The following is a 17,440-nucleotide window of genomic DNA, read 5'->3' as shown; positions in this document are numbered from 1 at the left end:
CGGCCCTACGCCTCAGAATGCCGAGCGCGTCACAGCTTTCCCGGCCTGGCCATACCACGTACAGCGGCACCCGGGGACGCCTCACTCGAGGGTCGGCCACCCGCCAGCCGAGTCACCAGCCTCCGTGGGTAATACAAGTAGGCGCGACCCGACATCAGGTATCGCCAAGGTATCGTCATATCTGACAATCAAGGGTACGACCTGCCGGGGGAAATTTTGAGTCAGCCCACTCGACCAAGCAAGAACACACGAAGAGCTGACATCCAGGCGCTCAGGGCGCTAGCCGTTCTACTCGTGATCCTTGATCACATGGGACTATTGCAGCGCTTACCTGGCCACCCGGAAGGGGGTTTCATAGGCGTTGACATATTTTTCGTCATCTCCGGATTTCTGATCACAAGCACGCTCGTTCGTGAGGCCACGGCAAGAGGACGCATCTCGTACCGGGCGTTTTACGCCAGGCGGGCCCGCCGAATCCTTCCGATGGCGGCCCTAGTTGCGATGTCGTCGGTCATCGCGTCGTTTATAGTCTTCTGGCCCGGCCGTGCCTGGTCTTCGCTCCTAGAGGGCCTCTGGTCCATGCTATTCGTCTCCAACGTGCAATTTGCCCTAAAGAATACTGACTATTTTGCGCAGAGCACACCATCAATCTTTCAGCACTATTGGTCACTTTCCGTCGAGGAGCAGTTTTATGTCGCTTGGCCTGTCCTCATAACGCTAACCGTATTGTTATCCATTCGTCTGAGACGACGAAGCGCCCCCTTCGTCGTTGGCATGATGGCCGTCGTTGGCCTTCTGTCCTTCGGGTGGGCCTGCGTCCACACCGCTGTAAGTCCATCCTCGGCATATTTCTCGACACTCACGCGTGGATTCGAGTTTGTTGTCGGCGGATTGGTAGCCGTCGCCGCAGACAAACTTCGATCGGTTCCACAACCCCTCCGGTCAGTACTTAGCCTCGGCGCGGTGCTTGGAATCGCTGCCTCCGTATTCTTAATTACTCCGGATGGAGGATTTCCAGGTCCACTCGCCATTCTGCCTGCGGGTCTCGCTGCCATCTTCATTGCCGCTGGCACAGGTACAGCCGAACGTGTTGCCGTCTGGCCGTTGAACACCAGACCCATTGGTTATGTCGGAGATATCTCATACTCGCTCTACCTTTGGCATTGGCCCGTAATCGTACTGTTTGGCGTTTTGATTCCGCCCAACTCGATGGTTTCGCTGGTCCTGGTCCTTGCAGTGACTGCCGGTCTATCAGCTGCCTCCTATAGGTGGGTTGAACAGAGCGTCCTGAAATCCAATTGGCTCCGCCCTGAATCCAAGGCAGCAAAGCGCTCATCCGAAGTACGGCCCGTCGCCGTCATCGGGCTGATGACAGCAAGCCTTTTACTCGCAACAGCCGCGCTAGCTGGCGCCACTGTTTACACGCAACGCAGCCATCCAACCGTTGGCGAACTGTTGGGCACAAAAACTCCAGCCGCGATTAATTCCGCCGTTGAATCGCTCCAAGTGGAGATGCTAACGGCGTCTGAACGAAACACATGGAACGGCCTAACACCGTCGATTGAGACCGCCCACGAAATAGTAGACGGGGTGCTAACAGACGATTGCTGGAATGACCGAGAATCTGTCCGAAACCACTGCATCATTGGCCCTTCCTCCGCCCCCAACTCCCTCGTCGTCTTTGGAGATTCCATGGCTATGAACTGGGTGCCGGGGCTTTGGGCCGCGCTAAAAGACAACCCCGAGTGGAACCTCTCCGTCTACGCAAAGGTCGGATGTCCCTACGCTGACGTGCCGGTTCTCGACACTGACGGATCTATGTACGAAAACTGCGACGAGTTTCGCGACTGGGCGGTTAGCGAAATCGATGGCGAGCACCCAGAAGCCATTGTGTTGGCGTCTGCGCTTAAGAAGTCTCTTCCTGGCGCGTCAGCGGAGGAGCTTCCAAGACTTTGGGCCGAAGGTGTAACTCGGACTCTGTCGCAAATCGAATACGAATCGCCTATAATCCTCACCGCCCCGCCTGAAGGGCCCTCTCTGCTGTCGTGCGCCAACCGCTTCAGCAATCCGAAGATGTGCGAGTCGTCCATAACAGCCTTGTGGCTCGCCACCACCGAAGCAACGGAGAGTGCAGCAGGAAAGGCTCGGCTGGTTGACGTCCGACCCTGGTTCTGCCTTCCGGATGGTCGGTGTCCAGCAGTCATTGGAACCATTCCAACTCGAAGGGACACTGTGCACATGACTGACGCCTATAGTGCACGCCTGGCGCCGGTATTGCGCGAGGTGCTTTTCCAGCGGGAGGCGGCATTGCTGGGACCGGCCTGATTGCCGAACCACAAGGCAAGGTTTGGTGAACTGCTACGACGGTAAATCTCAAGTACGCCGATCCACTCTAAGTCCGTTACAGCAAGTTGTGCCCGTGCACCTACCGGATGGCCACGACATCACACAAAGATTTGATGCCAAAGCGACAGACATAATCAATCCGAGCAATGCAATCATCCGGTCATGCTCGGGAGTCTTTAAGTTTCGTTTGGCGACGGATTTGCATTCTTCCTGCAAGATCGCGGGCATTTTTCGAGCCCCGCCTCGTGGCTATCGGAAGCCACGGCGTCTCAGCGGCGAGGCTGACGATGACATGACAGCGTTGCCCTGGCATGTAATTAGTAAATAGTCGCGCCGATGGACCGGCATCGGACGCTGGCGTGCAATTCCGCGGCAACCTAGGCAGTCTTAGTGGCTACTAACACGCGGGCGCGCCCGATCTTACACATCAGCCGCGAGGATTTCATCCGGTGTTTCCCGGGAGTTCTTCGACAATAGACCGGTACGCGAAGGCCGGATCGTCGGCCTGGACGTTTAATGCGGCATTGACAAGTCAATTCGGTCCCGCCTCGACACCGGATACGCGCTCCACCAACGGGCCTTGCCAAACGGGGCATAAATCCTTTCAGGTCACCGAGAGGGAAACGCTGTCGGAGGCAAGCACCACGATGCCCCTCCCTAGGTCGCCAGCAGCACGTGCCGAACCTCGTTCTCCGCCTCAAGAGGCTGCTCGACTCCCTAACCTCCCGCACCTTCACCGGCAGAGCCAGCAACCTTGGGTTTAGCAAGGCCATCCAACGCTCAAAGCGTGACCGCCTCGCGATCTGTTCAAACCGCAGCTCGCCCTTGCGGGTCATGTCAATGAAATCTTGGCTGTAGTCCGCCTCATGGGCCGTCAGTGTTCGTGCATCCCCCACGAGTACCTGCTCACTTCGCGCCCACAATACTTGGGGCAGTCCCTAGCGCCCCCCGACAATCCTCGCCTCACAAAGATCACAATTCAGTCAGTGCGCCATTAGGACAATACATTCAACAAGATTTCTTGCCCTGTCTGTGTCGACTAGCCGACAGCGTCTCGACTTGTCTAATCGAAGCAGAACCAATTATTTAACCAATGTGAGGTTGATACTGGACTTCTGGAGCATCGATCAGATCGTTCTAACGACTCATTGGCGGCAGTGCGAAACCTGAGACTGTACAATTTCAGGGACCGCAAGAATAAAGCCGTTCTGGGGACGCGCCTCGCGGGCGGTTCCCGAGGCGTGAGACCAGGGGGCCACGGTTGGACCTGCGTGACTATCTACAGATCATACGCGTCAATTGGATCCTGATCGCGGCCTTAGCGTTGTCAGGTATCTTAGTCGGAGCCGCTACATCGGTCCTGATTCAGCCCACTTATACGGCACATACACAACTCTTCGTTTCCATTCAAAGCTCCGGTTCCGTCCAAGAGCTTCAGCAAGGAAACACATTCAGCCAAGCGCGTGTTCAGTCATACGTACAAACGGTCGCAACCCCAGTGGTGTTGCAGCCGGCAATCGATAGCTTGGGACTGCGGACTACGTCCAGCGAGCTTAGCGCTCGGGTCAAGGCCTCTTCAGACCTGAATACTGTCCTAATCAACATTGAGGTGTCAGACGGTTCGTCGGTTCAAGCCGCAGCCACAGCACAAGCTGTCGCAAATAGTCTCATCAAGGCCGTGGACATGTTAGAACGGCCCAAGATGGGCGGGACATCACCTATAAGCCTGTCCGTGATCACTCCTGCGGCAGCACCAGCAACCCCCTCGGCTCCCAACACAAAACTCAACACGATTCTGGGCCTACTTGCGGGACTGGCGTCAGGACTGGTGTTGGCTGTTTTACGAACTGTCCTGGATACACGGATTAAGACTGAATCGGACCTCGGTCGAGTCAGCAATGCTCCCCTACTCGGCCGGATTGCGTTCGACGCCGACGCCCAAAAAAAGCCACTCCTGACTCAATCTCCTCCGCAAAGCCCTCGGGCGGAATCGTTCAGACAACTTCGTACTAACCTTCAGTTTGCTAATGTCGCTGGACACGCCAAAACCTTGGTCGTCACCTCGTCGTTGCCAGGTGAGGGAAAAAGCACGACGGCAACAAATCTCGCCATTGCTTTGGCTCAGGCCGGACAATCCGTCTGTCTGGTTGACGCTGACCTCAGACGACCAATGGTCGGCGAATATCTCGGCTTGGAACGAAACGCCGGCTTGACGACGGCGCTGGTCGGGGCCGCCGACGTGAACGACCTCCTGCAAGGGTGGGGACAGGGTGGCCTCTATGTCCTTACTTCGGGCCAGATACCGCCCAACCCGAGTGAGCTATTGGGTTCCGCCGAAATGAAACATCTCTTGTCACGTCTCGAGGCTTCCTTCGACGTCATCATCGTTGATGCGCCCCCCCTTCTTCCGGTTACAGACGCCGCGGTCCTTTCACAGCATGCCGGCGGAGTCGTTGTGGTAGTGGGAGCCCATAAAACGCGAGTTCAGGACGTGCAAAAAGCTATGGACACTCTAAACCTGGTCGAAGCCAATGTACTCGGAGTCGTGTTCAATCGCATGCAGGTCAAGTCCCGAGATGCCTACGCATACTCCTATTACACAGTTGATCCCAATCAAGATCCAAGTAGTTTTCTCGAAAATGACGCACCTTCAATTAGTCGATTCTCGCAGGAATCGGCCAGCCAAATCAGCGCTACCAGTCGGGGACAGAGAGTCGCGAGCACTTTCCCCCGGAACAACATCCGCCGGTAACGCCCCTCGCTAGAATGGCATTAAAGAATGCAGCATTTAGAATTCAGATGAAAACTTTTTAGACGCGAAAGACCTCCGTGACCAATGAAATGAAAACCTCAAAAGGCCCCAAACTAATCGTTGTGCCATGGCTTGAAGGCGGGGGCGCACAAGGCGCATTGGAAGGAATCCTTCGCCAATTAGGGAAGGAAAATGTTCGTCTAGTTGTCCTCTTCCGGGGAAGTAGAAACCATGAATCAACAATGGAACTGGCGGAGTTCGTGACCGAGCTCGAATGCAGAAGGAATCCTCTGGGTGTCCTCCAGGCTAGTCGAAGAATTCAGCCCTTCTTAGGAAGCTCAGGCGCAATCTATTCATTGATGCGTGCCAGCCACCTAGTCTTGGGATTAGTTCCCCGACAGCTAGTCGTCAACAAGAGGCTTGCCGCCACTTTTCATCAGCTTCCGTCCCAAGACTCGTCAACGATCTTGGGAAAACTAGAAGATGTGCTAGTCAAAAGAGGAGTTCGTTTCGCCGGCCTAATCACAACGCCCTCAAGTCGGGCGATCGACGAACTTATCAAGGGGGGCTTTGGCACCATCAATAATACGCGCCTCGAGCACAACTTGATACATGTATCCTCCTCGCCAGCTGTCCCGCCTCGAGAAGGCAGAATCCGCGAGCTACGCCTAGTATTCGCAGGTAGAATTACGCGGCAAAAGGGCCTCGATAGAATTCCCAAACTCCTCAAAGCAGCAACAACACCCGTTCACCTAGTATGCCTCGGAGATGGTGAGAAGCGAGAGGAACTAGAACTCATGTCCAAACATGTGGGTTCCCTCCACAAAGTTGAAGTTCTTCCGTATGTGACTGACATTGAGCCCTATCTGGATTGGTCGGATGCCGTTGTAATGCCCAGCCGATGGGAACTGAATCCTCTCGTTGTCTGGGAAGCCCGCGCGCGCGGCCGGGGGACAATAGCCTCCGATATAGACGTCTTCCGAGACTTGTCTGGCTCTGGTCCTATCTGGACCTTTCACAACGAGTCAGCATTTGCTTCGGTCCTCGAGAAACTAGCAACTGATCCTACCGAACGAACAAGGGCTTTCAACTTAGCCCTAGAGTCTTTTAAGCAGCTAAGCACAAGGAGCTCCATTGTCGAATACCTGGACGTCTGAACTTCCTAGGGTCCTCCTCCTGCACGCCTATAGCCCTAGAAATTCCGGTGACGGACTGCTCGTAACCCTCGCTCGCGAAGCCATAGAGCAAGCGCTGGGGCCGTCCGACATCAAGGTTGTCGCTTCCGACGCCGAAGCTTTCCATGGCCAGGAGTTCTACCAATGGCAGGCACATCTGCCGGACTGTCTTTCGCGCCGGTCCCGACGTATTTCTATGCTGGCCACTGCCCTGCTTGGGCCGACCAAGGAAATACGGCACCTCGTTCGCGAGGCTGACTTAGTCGTGGCCGTCGGAGGAGGCTACTTACGGGGCGGAAGTCTAGGCCCTGCCATTAAGAGTTGGGGCGCTCATTTCGGTCAACTTCGTCTTGCTGCCAGCGAAGGGCACAAAAGTGTCTACTTGCCGCAGAGCATCGGTCCTTTCAAAGGCATTTACAAGCGCGCCATCGAGAGGAATCTTGCACAACTCCATACCGTTTACGCCCGGGATGACAGGACAATTGCGGAGTTCAAATCGGTCGCCTCTATGGAGCGTATGCCCGATATGGCCGTTTTGGAGCTCGCTAGGGATCCTAAACAAGACAAAAAGGCTGCAAATCTTGCTGAAAGGCCCATTTTTGTTGCGCGAGAGCTAACCGAGCCTCGCAGCTACTACGACTTGCTGGAGGCAGCCGCGGTTTCAGGAAACTTTGAATGGGCCCTGCAGTCAACAGGTGGCGGTAATGACGATTTTCCTTTGACGCTTCGACTTAACGGAAGATTTCCTCGAACGATGAAGGAGGCACTCGACGAGTCACAACCGAGGATTGTTGTTAGCACCCGCTTGCACGGTGCTTTATCTTCGTTGATCGCCGGATTTCCCGCGATTCACCTCAGCTACGAACGGAAAGGTTGGGGTGCCTTTGAAGATCTCGGACTGGGCGATTATGTACTAAATGCACGAGATGCGACTCTTCCCGAGATCGACGAACTGATTGAGCGTATAAGAGAGAACCCAGAAAAATATTGGGCAGCAATAGATGAGAACCGGCGAAATATTCTGCGTAGGACCAACTCACTCCGAGAGACCATAAAGAGCATCGCACTTACAAATCTGCGCCTGACTGAGTAGTGAGTATCAAGCCATGAAGATAATGCATATCACTGAAGCCATGGGTGGCGGAGTTCAGAACGCAATCTCGAAGTACACGCAACTTCTTACGTCATCTGACCACACAGTTGTTGGGCGTCCTCGAGAGGGAGAAGCATCCGGGGAGTTTAGTGAAGAAACGCGTGTTCTCGAATTTAGAGGCGGATTGCTTCCTTACCTAAGACACGTTCGGACTTTAGTGCAGCTGGAACGACCTGACATCGTGCATTTGCATTCGAGCCTCGCGGGTCTATCTCGTTTACTCCTACCTCGGACGGTGGCAATTGCTTACTCGCCGCACTGCTATGCGTTCGAGCGACGTGACAAGAACACCGTATGGCGCTCAACTCTCTGGCTGATCGAGTGGGTACTAGCCAGACGCAAGCAGGCCCTAATTGCAGTGAGTCCTCATGAAGCCCGGTTAGGACGAAGGCTTAACTCCAAGATGCCCGTCCACTACGTCCCTAACGTTCTAACGTCTGACTCGATGGGCCACTCAAAACCTGCGGCTCAGTCTGTCTGCATGGTCGGTCGAATTGGAGCGCAGAAGGATCCCTCACTCTTTGCTGCGGTTTCTCGTGAATTGGGGCCAGACTTCCGATTCTGCTGGGTTGGCGATGGAGAGACTGATCTAAAGACTGAACTAATTAACTCAGGAGTCACAGTTACGGGTTGGGTAACTCCTGCCGAGGCCAGGCGTCTCGTTTCTCAGTCCGCACTTTACCTTCATACCGGCGCATGGGAAGCTGCTCCAATATCAGCAATGGAGGCGGCTGCGGCGGGCGTGCCGGTGATCGCCCGCCGGATAGCGACGATGGACTCGCTTGGCTACCTCACAGTCCCAGAATCGACATTGGGAATGGCTGCAGAAGTCCGAAGGTTTTTCCACGACAAAGCATTCCAAGAATCCGTTTCCCGGCAGACATCACTGGTGATCGATGGGCTTAGCCCTTCGTTGGCGTGTGGTGCGCTATCCGAGGCTTACGAAATTACGTCCAGTTTGCTCAGTTTCAGGCCGACGTTGCGAGAAGAGAAATCGTGAAAATCAGCGTAATAACCATTGCATATAACGATAGAGCCGGGCTGGAAAGCACTGTCGATAGTGTCAGACGACAGGACTGGCCCGACATAGAGCACATCATAGTTGATGGCGGCTCAACGGACGGGTCCGCTGACTATCTTGCAGGCCTTCCCGATGCTGTCAACTGGGTGAGCGAAAAAGATGGCGGACGTTATGATGCGATGAATAAAGGTGCAACCATGGCATCCGGTGACCTTCTTTGGTTCATGAATTCCGCCGACGTGTTCCATAGTGAGGTGTCGGTAAGTTTTGTGGCTCGTGAGTATATCAAAAGGAAATTCGGCTGGGGCTACGGGCTGAGTCGCATCGTCAAGGGTGACGAATCCGTAGGCATGGCTGGAAAGGTACCTTTTGAGAAGGCCCGCTTCCTCATCGGCGGACAAGTTATACCTCATCAGGCGTCGGTCTTTGCGCGTGACTTCTTTTGGAGTCTCAATGGCTATAGCACCAACCTGGGGCTCACAGCCGACCAAGAGTTCATGATGCGTGCGTCGCTCAAATCGGACCCGACCGTTTGGGCGGAAGTACTCTGTGACTTTGACGTTACAGGTGCAGGATCAACCCGGTCGGCCTGGGCACATTACAGGGATATGATGCGCGCTCGGTCGAGTGCCGGAATTCGAGTCACGCGATACCAAGCACTGGACACAGCGGTCTCAGTCTTTTTTTGGCTTTATACTCTAGTTGACCGAATCGCGCGTAGGCCATTACGGCGTGCCAATCCGAGATTTGTTCCAGAGGACAACGCGTGACCTTAGCCGATGACGTCACCGTCATAATTCCTGCTTTCAATTCTCAGGAAACAATAGCCAAGGCGATCACGAGTTGTCTGGACCTCAGTGGGTCCTCGCTCATTGTTGTCGACGATGGATCAACGGATCGAACGGCAGATATTTCGCGGGCGGCAGGTGCACTCGTAATACAGCAAGAGAATGCCGGAGCTTGGGCTGCCAGAAATAGGGGACTGTCAGCCGCCCGAACCCGCTTTATCGTTTTTCTGGACGCAGACGACGAGCTCCTACCAGTCGGTGTTCTCAAATCACTAACTGTCCTTCGCGAAGATTCGACAGCCAGTGTGGCTGCCGGACGTGTGTTGGGAGTCATGCCTAACGGCAGCGAGCGTCTTCTCCGACGCACCTATGATCATGTTGATGTCGCAGCTCTTCTTACCAAAGGCCACGGCCCCTGGCCTCCCGCCGCCTCCGTAATCCGGCGTGATGCTCTACGAGAAGCCGATGCATTACCGATCGAGTCTCTGGGACTTCGATACGCAGAAGACTATGAAATGTTCATTCGGCTGAGTCAGACAGGAAGATTCTTATGTCACGATCAACCAACGACTCGATACAGACTTTTTGCGGGTAAATCAAGTAAAGCGCCGCTCCAAGAGATGCGAGATAAGGAGACGATAAGAGCTCACTATTCTGCTGAACTAAGGATTGCTGTTCATTTGATGACGCCGACTGAATTGAATTCTGCTGCTTTCACAAGGGCTGCTCGATCGTCAGCCGCCCATCGCGCTTGGGCCGCCACTGCCTTTTGGATATTCAGGAGTTTTGTGGCGGATCCATTTTCTCTCCTCCGCAGAGCCTTCCACCGGCTCCGGCTCCGGCTGATCAAGAACTGAGGAGCATTTTGATGTCAACGCTTCTAAGAAAGTCACGCGAGTTCGACTTGGGCGGCTTAGCGCTCACCAGGTTATGTACCCTAGCTGCAGGACTTGGTGCAAATGTCTTCGTTATCGCAGTCTTGGCACGTCAGCACGGACCTGAAACGTACGCTGCATTTGCGCTAATTGCATCTTTGGTCAACCTACTCCCATTCGCGGATTTAGGACTTGGTGCAAGCATCGTCAATGCTACTGCGGACAGAACATCAGGGTCGATCACAGAAGCGGCCTTTAAGCGGCAAGTTTCCAGGGCGAGGGATTACATGCTAATTGTCATGGTGCTTCTGCTGCCCGTAATAATTTGGGCGTATGCGGAGGGGTATTTATCAAGCGCTCTTGGAAATCTAGCTGGCGAGTCGGGCATTGTCGTGGGGGCCGCCTTCACATTGTTCTGCATTGCCCTGTCAATTCCCTTGGGTATAGGCGCCCGCGCCTTGCAGGGATGTGGGCGTATGATCGACGTTGTTCGTTTGGGCTTCATTGGACCCGGTGTTCAAATTCTGACTTACGTAATTCTCTTTGTACTAGATTCACCGGCATACCTATATTTCCTCGGGCCAGGAACGGCCTACATACTTAACGCACTCGTCGGCTACCTAGTAGCGAGGCGCACTTCGCCACTTCGCACCGAATGGCCATTCGTATCATTGTTTCGGCGCGGCAACGGCGGGGACAGTCCATGGCAGACTGCATTGCCATTCCTGCTCATCTCCGTAGGAATGGCGGCAGGATTTCAGAGCCACAGATTGCTGCTCACACAGTACGGCAACTCCCAAGAGGTGGCCGAATACTCTGTAGCAGCGCAGTTCCTTGGTCCGCTTATCGCAATCACAAGTGTTGTTGGTCAAAACCTATGGTCACGTTATCGTGGGCAGATACATCGTAATGAACTTGAGATTTCGGCGTTCAAAACTCATATCCTGATATTTGCGATAATTGGCGCAATCTTTGTAGTCGGATACGTTTCGCTCATGCCTTTGGCGGCTTGGCTGCTCACGGGGAATTCCGTTGCGCCTCCCATCACTCTACTTCTTGGAGCCGGCGCCTATCTGCTCGTCTACGCAATTCACCAGCCCAGCGCCATGCTGCTTACCGATCCACGGGCTCTTTGGTACCAAGCCGCATTCGTGGTTGCTGTGGCGGTCGCGACGATAATGGCGACGGTGTCCAGCGTGCCGTACCTCGGTTCAGCAGCTCCATACGTGTGCATGGCCGCAAGTATGATGTTGATACAGGTTCTGCCAAGCATGCGCCTTGCTGTTTCGCGAATTGCAAGACAATCTGCGGCATAGTCCAGCAGGGATCATGATCCATTGTCGCTGCTTCCCAAAGGGAGACTTTGTGCCACATTACGCAGCGCTTTGGCAGTCCTTGCTACTGCGGATTTATGATACAAACGGTGTATAGTCTGGCATCGCTGCGCGGCCACCGGGCTGCGCGTACAAACTTTTAACTTTCTGGGGGCATTTTGACCAAGCGCGCACTAATCACAGGCATCACGGGCCAGGACGGCTCGTATCTAGCCGAGTTGCTCCTGAAAAAAGGCTATGAGGTTCATGGACTCATACGAAGAGCTTCGACATTCAATACAACGCGGATCGACCATATGTATGTGGATCCGCATGACTCCGCCGCTAGGCTCTTCCTCCACTACGGGGATCTGAGCGATGGGGCCCGTCTCGTGACGCTACTTGCCGAGATCAAGCCCGACGAGGTGTACAACCTGGCAGCTCAGTCGCATGTGAGGGTGTCATTCGATGAACCTGAACACACGGCGGATACCACCGGAGTAGGCACGGTACGTCTCCTGGAGGCGGTTCGAATGTCCGGCATCGAAACTCGGTTCTATCAGGCGTCATCGTCAGAAATGTTTGGAGCGACCCCGCCGCCTCAGAACGAGGATACTCCGTTTTACCCTCGGTCTCCCTATGGCGCCGCGAAGGTCTACAGCTACTGGATTACGAAGAATTATCGCGAAGCGTACGGCATGTACGCAGTGAACGGGATTCTCTTCAACCATGAATCGCCGCGACGCGGCGAAACATTCGTAACAAGAAAAATCACTCGTGCTGTAGCCGCAATTAGGGCCGGCAAGCAGGACCTCCTATATATGGGCAACCTAGATGCTGTCCGCGACTGGGGCTATGCGGCCGAATATGTTGAAGGAATGTGGCGAATGCTGCAGGCGGACGAACCGGACGATTTTGTTCTTGCGACGGGAGGTAGCTACACCGTTCGAGATTTTCTTCAGATCTCTTTTGAACACGCTGGTCTCAACTGGGAAAACCATGTGCGTTTTGACGAGCGATACCTGAGGCCAACGGAAGTCGATGCATTAGTTGGAGATTCCTCAAAGGCTCAAGAAAAGTTGGGTTGGAAGGCTTCGGTGCACACGCCCGAGCTGGCGCGCATAATGGTGGATGCAGATATCGAAGTTTTGAAGAATGCCGGCAATCATTGGATTGACACTGTTGATCTCGTGAGCTGGACGAAATGACGACTGGGGAACATTTCTCGCCAAGGCCACTCGATCGTTCGGCTAAGTTCTACGTGGCTGGACACAGAGGCCTGGTCGGATCTGCAGTTTGGCGCAAACTTGAAATGGAAGGCTTCACAGACCTAGTTGGCCGGGGCTCTGCCGAGCTAGACCTGATGAATCGCGAGGCGGTCTTTGACTTCTTCGCTGAGACTCGCCCGAGATACGCCGTACTTGCTGCCGCAAAAGTCGGCGGCATCCTCGCCAACAGCACCTACCCGGTCGACTTCCTCAGCGACAATTTGAGGATCCAAGTAAATGTCCTTGACGCGGCAAGGGAACACGAGGTTGAAAGGCTCCTTTTCCTCGGGTCTTCCTGTATCTACCCGAAGTTTGCGGAACAGCCAATCAAGGAAGAGTCTCTTCTTACCGGGCACCTGGAAGGCACCAACGATGCCTACGCCATAGCGAAAATCGCTGGAATTATGCAAGTCCAAGCCGTAAGGCGTCAGTACGGCCTGCCCTGGATTTCTGCTATGCCAACGAACCTGTATGGCCCCGGAGACAACTTTTCTCCCGAGGGCTCCCACGTACTACCGGCACTCATTCGCCGCTACGACGAAGCCGCTAGATCGGGGGCGAAGACTGTTGCCAACTGGGGAACAGGGTCGCCGAGGCGAGAATTTCTTCATGTCGATGACATGGCATCGGCATGCCTCCATCTGATGGAGAACTACGACGGACCCTCCCAAGTCAATGTGGGCACCGGCACGGACGTCACTATCAAGGAGCTGGCAGCCATCGTGGCTGACGCAGTCGGCTATGACGGCGAAATCACTTGGGATACAACTAAGCCGGATGGCACACCCCAAAAACTGCTCGACGTATCACGGCTTGCGCAAAGTGGCTGGACCGCCAAGATAGCCCTCGAGGAGGGAATCCGCGGGACCTTGAACTGGTTTCGGACGAATTCCGACCACGTCCGATCGTGAGGCTCTTGGTGAGGGGGAAGAGTCGATGAATACACCAAGCATGGCTAGTACAAAGTCATTCGTATCCGTGCGGGGATGGCGCGCCCGATATACTTACCGGCTTCGGCTCATAGATGCTGGCATTGTCATTTGGGCAATGGCTGGTGCCTACGGCATTCGGTTTGGATTCGCGGATATTGAGAACACTAACGTCCGCGAAGTGGACTATGCGGTCCTCTCCGTTGCGCTTGTCATTGCATGGTGGCTAATGCTGGAGATCTGGGGATCCCGAGAGTCACGTGTTCTGGGTTCGGGCTCCGAAGAATACAAACGTGTGATAGCGAGTTCGGCTTGGCTATTTGGCGCAGTGGCCGTTGTGTCCTATGCCCTGCGAATAGATACGGCCAGAGGATTCGTTGGACTTGCGTTCCCTGCTGGCGCTTTGGGGTTGGTTATAGGTCGCTGGCTTGTTCGCCAGCATCTAAGCCTTGAAAGGCACCGAGGCAAAAGTACGTCCCGTGTACTCATCATTGGGGGCCCGCATTCAGCTGCCCATTTGGTCCGATCGCTCCAGAGTGCACCGGCCGCTGGTTACTTGCCTGTTGCCGCGCACCTGCCTGCTGCACCGTCAACAAAACCTTTTGACGAGCGATCGGTTCCCGTTACGGGCACCGAAAGCGATTTCGAATCAATTCTAAATGTAATCGCTACCACGAAAGTAGATGCAGTTGCGGTTTCCGCGGGGGTCAACTTGCACCCCCGCGAACTCCGTAGGCTCGGTTGGGAATTGGCCGCTCGCGATATCGGAATGATCTTGGCGCCGGCGCTTACGGACATCGCCGGGCCACGAATCCATACTCAGCCTGTTGCAGGTCTGCCGCTCATCCATGTTTCCACGCCGAAACTCACCGGTGGAAAAAAGGTCGCAAAAAGGTCCTTTGACTTGGTGGTAGCCGGCATCCTCTTGGCATGCCTCTCGCCAATTTTCCTCTTGTTGGCTTTCCTCGTTAAAGTGACGGACGGAGGACCAGTGTTTTACAAGCAATCTCGAATTGGATTGCGCGGAACGACGTTTGAGATGTTGAAGTTCCGGTCAATGAAAGTAGACGCGGACGCACAACTTCATCAACTGCTCACTGCCCAGGGTTCAGCCGGGACTCCTTTGTTCAAGGTAGAGAATGACCCGCGTATCACTTCCCTAGGTCGAATACTCAGGAAGTATTCTCTAGACGAACTACCCCAATTGCTGAATGTGTTAGGGGGGACAATGAGCCTAGTCGGTCCCCGGCCTCAACGCGAAGGCGAAGTTGCCCTGTACGACGACGCCGCGCACCGCAGACTCTACGTCAGTCCAGGCATGAGTGGTCTGTGGCAAGTTAGCGGAAGATCGAATCTCTCATGGGAAGAGAGCATCAGACTTGACTTGTACTATGTAGAAAATTGGTCGCTTATGGGCGATGTAGTGATACTCATGAAGACTTTCAAGGCTGTTTTTGCTAGTACGGGTGCCGTTTGAATGAAGGAGAACGCTAGCTCGGCTCACGGTAAGGCCGATTGATGTGAACGCCGTAGCGCTTACAACACCGCCGGGCATGAAATATCATTCGGCGCTGTTCGGACTAGCTTACATTCGGGATTATTCAAAGGCCGTCAGCCAAACGCATACCTACAATCGACTCCAACGTCTCATTGCCGGTTTGATAGTGTCAGGCTCAAGAAGTTGCGGAGACAAGCTCGTTTTAGTGGGAACGAGTATCCAAATTATTTATATGAACATTTCAGCCTTTCGTTCTCATGAATGGTAAGGGGCAGTGGACCCGAAAAGCATCGGACTGCCGGCGGAATCTACGAAGACTGGGGCACCCTTAGGCATGGCAGGTCAGAAAATAACGCCAGCGGTCAACAACTACAATTCCCCTTACTCGCCCGGGCACAGATCCAAAGGCAAACGAAGCTGGCGCGGGCGATTGGTGACCGCTGTCGTGGTCCTCGCTGGACTAGCAGTTGTGATAATTGGCGGCGTCGCTTGGCTGGCTTCTAAGGCTCAGGCTGTCGAGTTCGAGCTAAAAGCCGTGACTCAGTTGGTTCCGGTTCTCAGGAAAGATATAGAGGCTAACGAGGCAGCTAAGGCGGCCGCCACGGCGGACCTGATGCGAGCCCACGCGACTTCCGCTAGGGAGGCAAGCCAAGATCCCCTCTGGACATTAGCCGCGGCGTTGCCGGGTGTTGGTGACAACTTCGCTGCGGTATCTGAAGTTGCAAGGACCGCTGATGACGTGACGACGTTGGCAATCACCCCATTGGTGCAGGACTTCGGATCCTTGCGGTGGGACGATTTGGTCCCATCGCGTATGGGCGCAGACTTCAAAGCACTGCAGGACGCCTCACCAAGCATCACCACCGCCGCGAATGCCGTCAAGAATTCCGCGCGGCGGCTTGATGAAATCGACACTGCAACCTTGCTTCCGCAAGTTGCCACGCCGTTAGAATTGGCCAGGACTGAACTGGAGTCTATTAACAATGCGCTGGAAGCCGCAGCGTCCGTTTCTCAGTTAGCCCCGCCCATGATGGGATCCGAATCCGCCCGGACCTATCTTCTCATTTTTCAAAACAACGCTGAGGCCCGAGCATCCGGCGGTATTCCTGGGGCGCTTGCCACGCTGCAAGTGCATAATGGACAACTTTCGTTGAGCGACCAAACGAGTGCGACTCAACTAGGCGTTATGAGCCCGCCCGTCGAAACGGATCTGGAGCAGACGCAGATCTACTCCAGTCGTCTAGGTAAGTACATGCAGGACATCAATTTAACGCCAGACTTCCCAACGGCTGCCGCTACGGCTAAGACCATGTGGGAGCGGAAGACCGGTCAGACGGTTGATGGCGTAATCTCTATCGACCCCGTGGCGCTTAGTTATGTTTTGGAAGCCACCGGCCCTGTCAAGATAACGCAGCCTGCCCTCGTGGCGCTGGCATCAGCGGGCCTTCCGACGGAGCTGACCGGTAACAACATCGTTCAGACATTACTCTCTGATGTGTACGCCAAGATTAACAAGCCTGCGAGCCAAGACATCTACTTCGCTGGTGTCGCACGAGAGATTTTTTCGGCATTGTCCGCCGGTAAAGGAAATGCTAAAGGCTTGATCGAAGGACTGACGCGAGCCTCTTCCGAGGGCCGTGTCCTCGTCTGGTCTGGATATCCAGCGGAACAGTCCGTAATTGGCCAATACGCCTTGAGCGGGTCGGTCGCTGGACCCAGCATCTCCCCGGCTCAATTCGGTGCCTACTTCAACGACGGCACCGGCGCCAAAATGGATTACCACGTCAAACGCACCGTGCAGTTAGTGAAGGAATGCCCTCAAAACGGCTACGAGCAGACGACCGTCCGCGTAACAAGTACCAACACGGCACCCGCGGACGCAGCAACGTCACTGCCCGCCTACGTCACCGGTGGTGGCGCGTTCGGGGTGCCAGCTGGATCGGTGCAGACCAACATCGTTGCGTACGGCCCCGTCCAAGCCAACGTGGAGACGGCAAAACTCGACGGACAACCAACCGACTTCGCTCCCTATCGACACAGCAACCGGCCTGTGGGTGTAATCGCAATTCAGCTAGCGCCCGGGGAGAGTAGGACGGTTGACATCACGTTCGGGAAAATCGTTCAACACACGGAGCCTAACGTTGTTGTCACGCCTACCGTTCAGGATGTCAAAGATGTGATCCTGCCCACAGTAGTTCCGCAATGTGGCTAGTAGTCATAGACACCGCGTTAACACTATGTAAACCGTCTTGATTGACGTTGCCCCCCTTTCGACAGAAGTGGTAACGTCTCTTTGGGATATATATCCGGGATTTCCGCACA

The 17,440-nt window shown here is 54.7% G+C and carries 12 protein-coding genes; all 12 read left to right on the top strand.

Annotated elements, in window-relative coordinates; genetic code table 11:
* Nucleotides 1–216 precede the first annotated feature (216 nt).
* Nucleotides 217–2,325, top strand: a complete 2,109-nt coding sequence (locus ABIB45_RS20000; protein ID WP_354217593.1) for an acyltransferase family protein — start codon at nucleotides 217–219, stop codon at nucleotides 2,323–2,325.
* Nucleotides 2,326–3,607: 1,282 nt separating this feature from the next.
* Nucleotides 3,608–5,098, top strand: coding sequence for a tyrosine-protein kinase domain-containing protein (locus ABIB45_RS19995; protein ID WP_354217592.1), 1,491 nt, complete (start codon nucleotides 3,608–3,610; stop codon nucleotides 5,096–5,098).
* Between the two features lie 89 nt (nucleotides 5,099–5,187).
* Nucleotides 5,188–6,255 carry a glycosyltransferase family 4 protein gene (locus ABIB45_RS19990; protein ID WP_354217622.1) on the top strand — a complete coding sequence of 356 codons (1,068 nt, stop codon included), beginning with the start codon at nucleotides 5,188–5,190 and terminating at the stop codon, nucleotides 6,253–6,255.
* Entirely contained in the window at nucleotides 6,233–7,366 is a 1,134-nt protein-coding gene (locus ABIB45_RS19985; RefSeq protein WP_354217590.1) for a polysaccharide pyruvyl transferase family protein, read from the top strand. The genes ABIB45_RS19990 and ABIB45_RS19985 overlap by 23 nt, the downstream gene beginning before the upstream one ends.
* 13 nt (nucleotides 7,367–7,379) lie before the next feature.
* Nucleotides 7,380–8,426 carry a glycosyltransferase gene (locus tag ABIB45_RS19980; protein ID WP_354217589.1) on the top strand — a complete coding sequence of 349 codons (1,047 nt, stop codon included), beginning with the start codon at nucleotides 7,380–7,382 and terminating at the stop codon, nucleotides 8,424–8,426.
* A complete protein-coding gene (locus ABIB45_RS19975) occupies nucleotides 8,423–9,217 on the top strand; it encodes a glycosyltransferase family 2 protein (protein WP_354217588.1) in 795 nt (264 codons plus the stop codon). Before ABIB45_RS19980 ends, ABIB45_RS19975 begins: the two co-directional genes overlap by 4 nt.
* The gene (locus tag ABIB45_RS19970) at nucleotides 9,214–10,092 is read left to right on the top strand and encodes a glycosyltransferase family 2 protein (RefSeq protein ID WP_354217587.1); all 879 of its coding nucleotides are present in this window, start codon (nucleotides 9,214–9,216) and stop codon (nucleotides 10,090–10,092) included. Before ABIB45_RS19975 ends, ABIB45_RS19970 begins: the two co-directional genes overlap by 4 nt.
* 11 nt (nucleotides 10,093–10,103) lie before the next feature.
* On the top strand, nucleotides 10,104–11,426 hold the full coding sequence (locus tag ABIB45_RS19965) for a lipopolysaccharide biosynthesis protein (RefSeq protein WP_354217586.1): 1,323 nt from the start codon (nucleotides 10,104–10,106) through the stop codon (nucleotides 11,424–11,426).
* 176 nt (nucleotides 11,427–11,602) lie between these two features.
* Nucleotides 11,603–12,631: a GDP-mannose 4,6-dehydratase gene (gene gmd, locus ABIB45_RS19960; RefSeq protein ID WP_354217585.1), complete on the top strand. Its 1,029-nt coding sequence runs from the start codon at nucleotides 11,603–11,605 to the stop codon at nucleotides 12,629–12,631.
* Nucleotides 12,628–13,602 (top strand): GDP-L-fucose synthase family protein, encoded by a 975-nt coding sequence (locus ABIB45_RS19955; protein ID WP_354217584.1) that lies wholly within the window; start codon nucleotides 12,628–12,630, stop codon nucleotides 13,600–13,602. Before gmd ends, ABIB45_RS19955 begins: the two co-directional genes overlap by 4 nt.
* Nucleotides 13,603–13,627: 25 nt before the next feature.
* Entirely contained in the window at nucleotides 13,628–15,097 is a 1,470-nt protein-coding gene (locus ABIB45_RS19950) for a sugar transferase (protein ID WP_354217583.1), read from the top strand.
* Nucleotides 15,098–15,392: 295 nt separating this feature from the next.
* Nucleotides 15,393–17,330, top strand: coding sequence for a DUF4012 domain-containing protein (locus ABIB45_RS19945; protein WP_354217582.1), 1,938 nt, complete (start codon nucleotides 15,393–15,395; stop codon nucleotides 17,328–17,330).
* Nucleotides 17,331–17,440 lie beyond the last annotated feature (110 nt).

It is taken from the genome of Arthrobacter sp. UYCo732, assembly GCF_040547265.1.
Taxonomy (GTDB): Bacteria; Actinomycetota; Actinomycetes; order Actinomycetales; family Micrococcaceae; genus Arthrobacter.
Note: the sequence above shows the minus strand (reverse complement) of the source record. Positions and strands in the feature narration are given on the sequence as shown.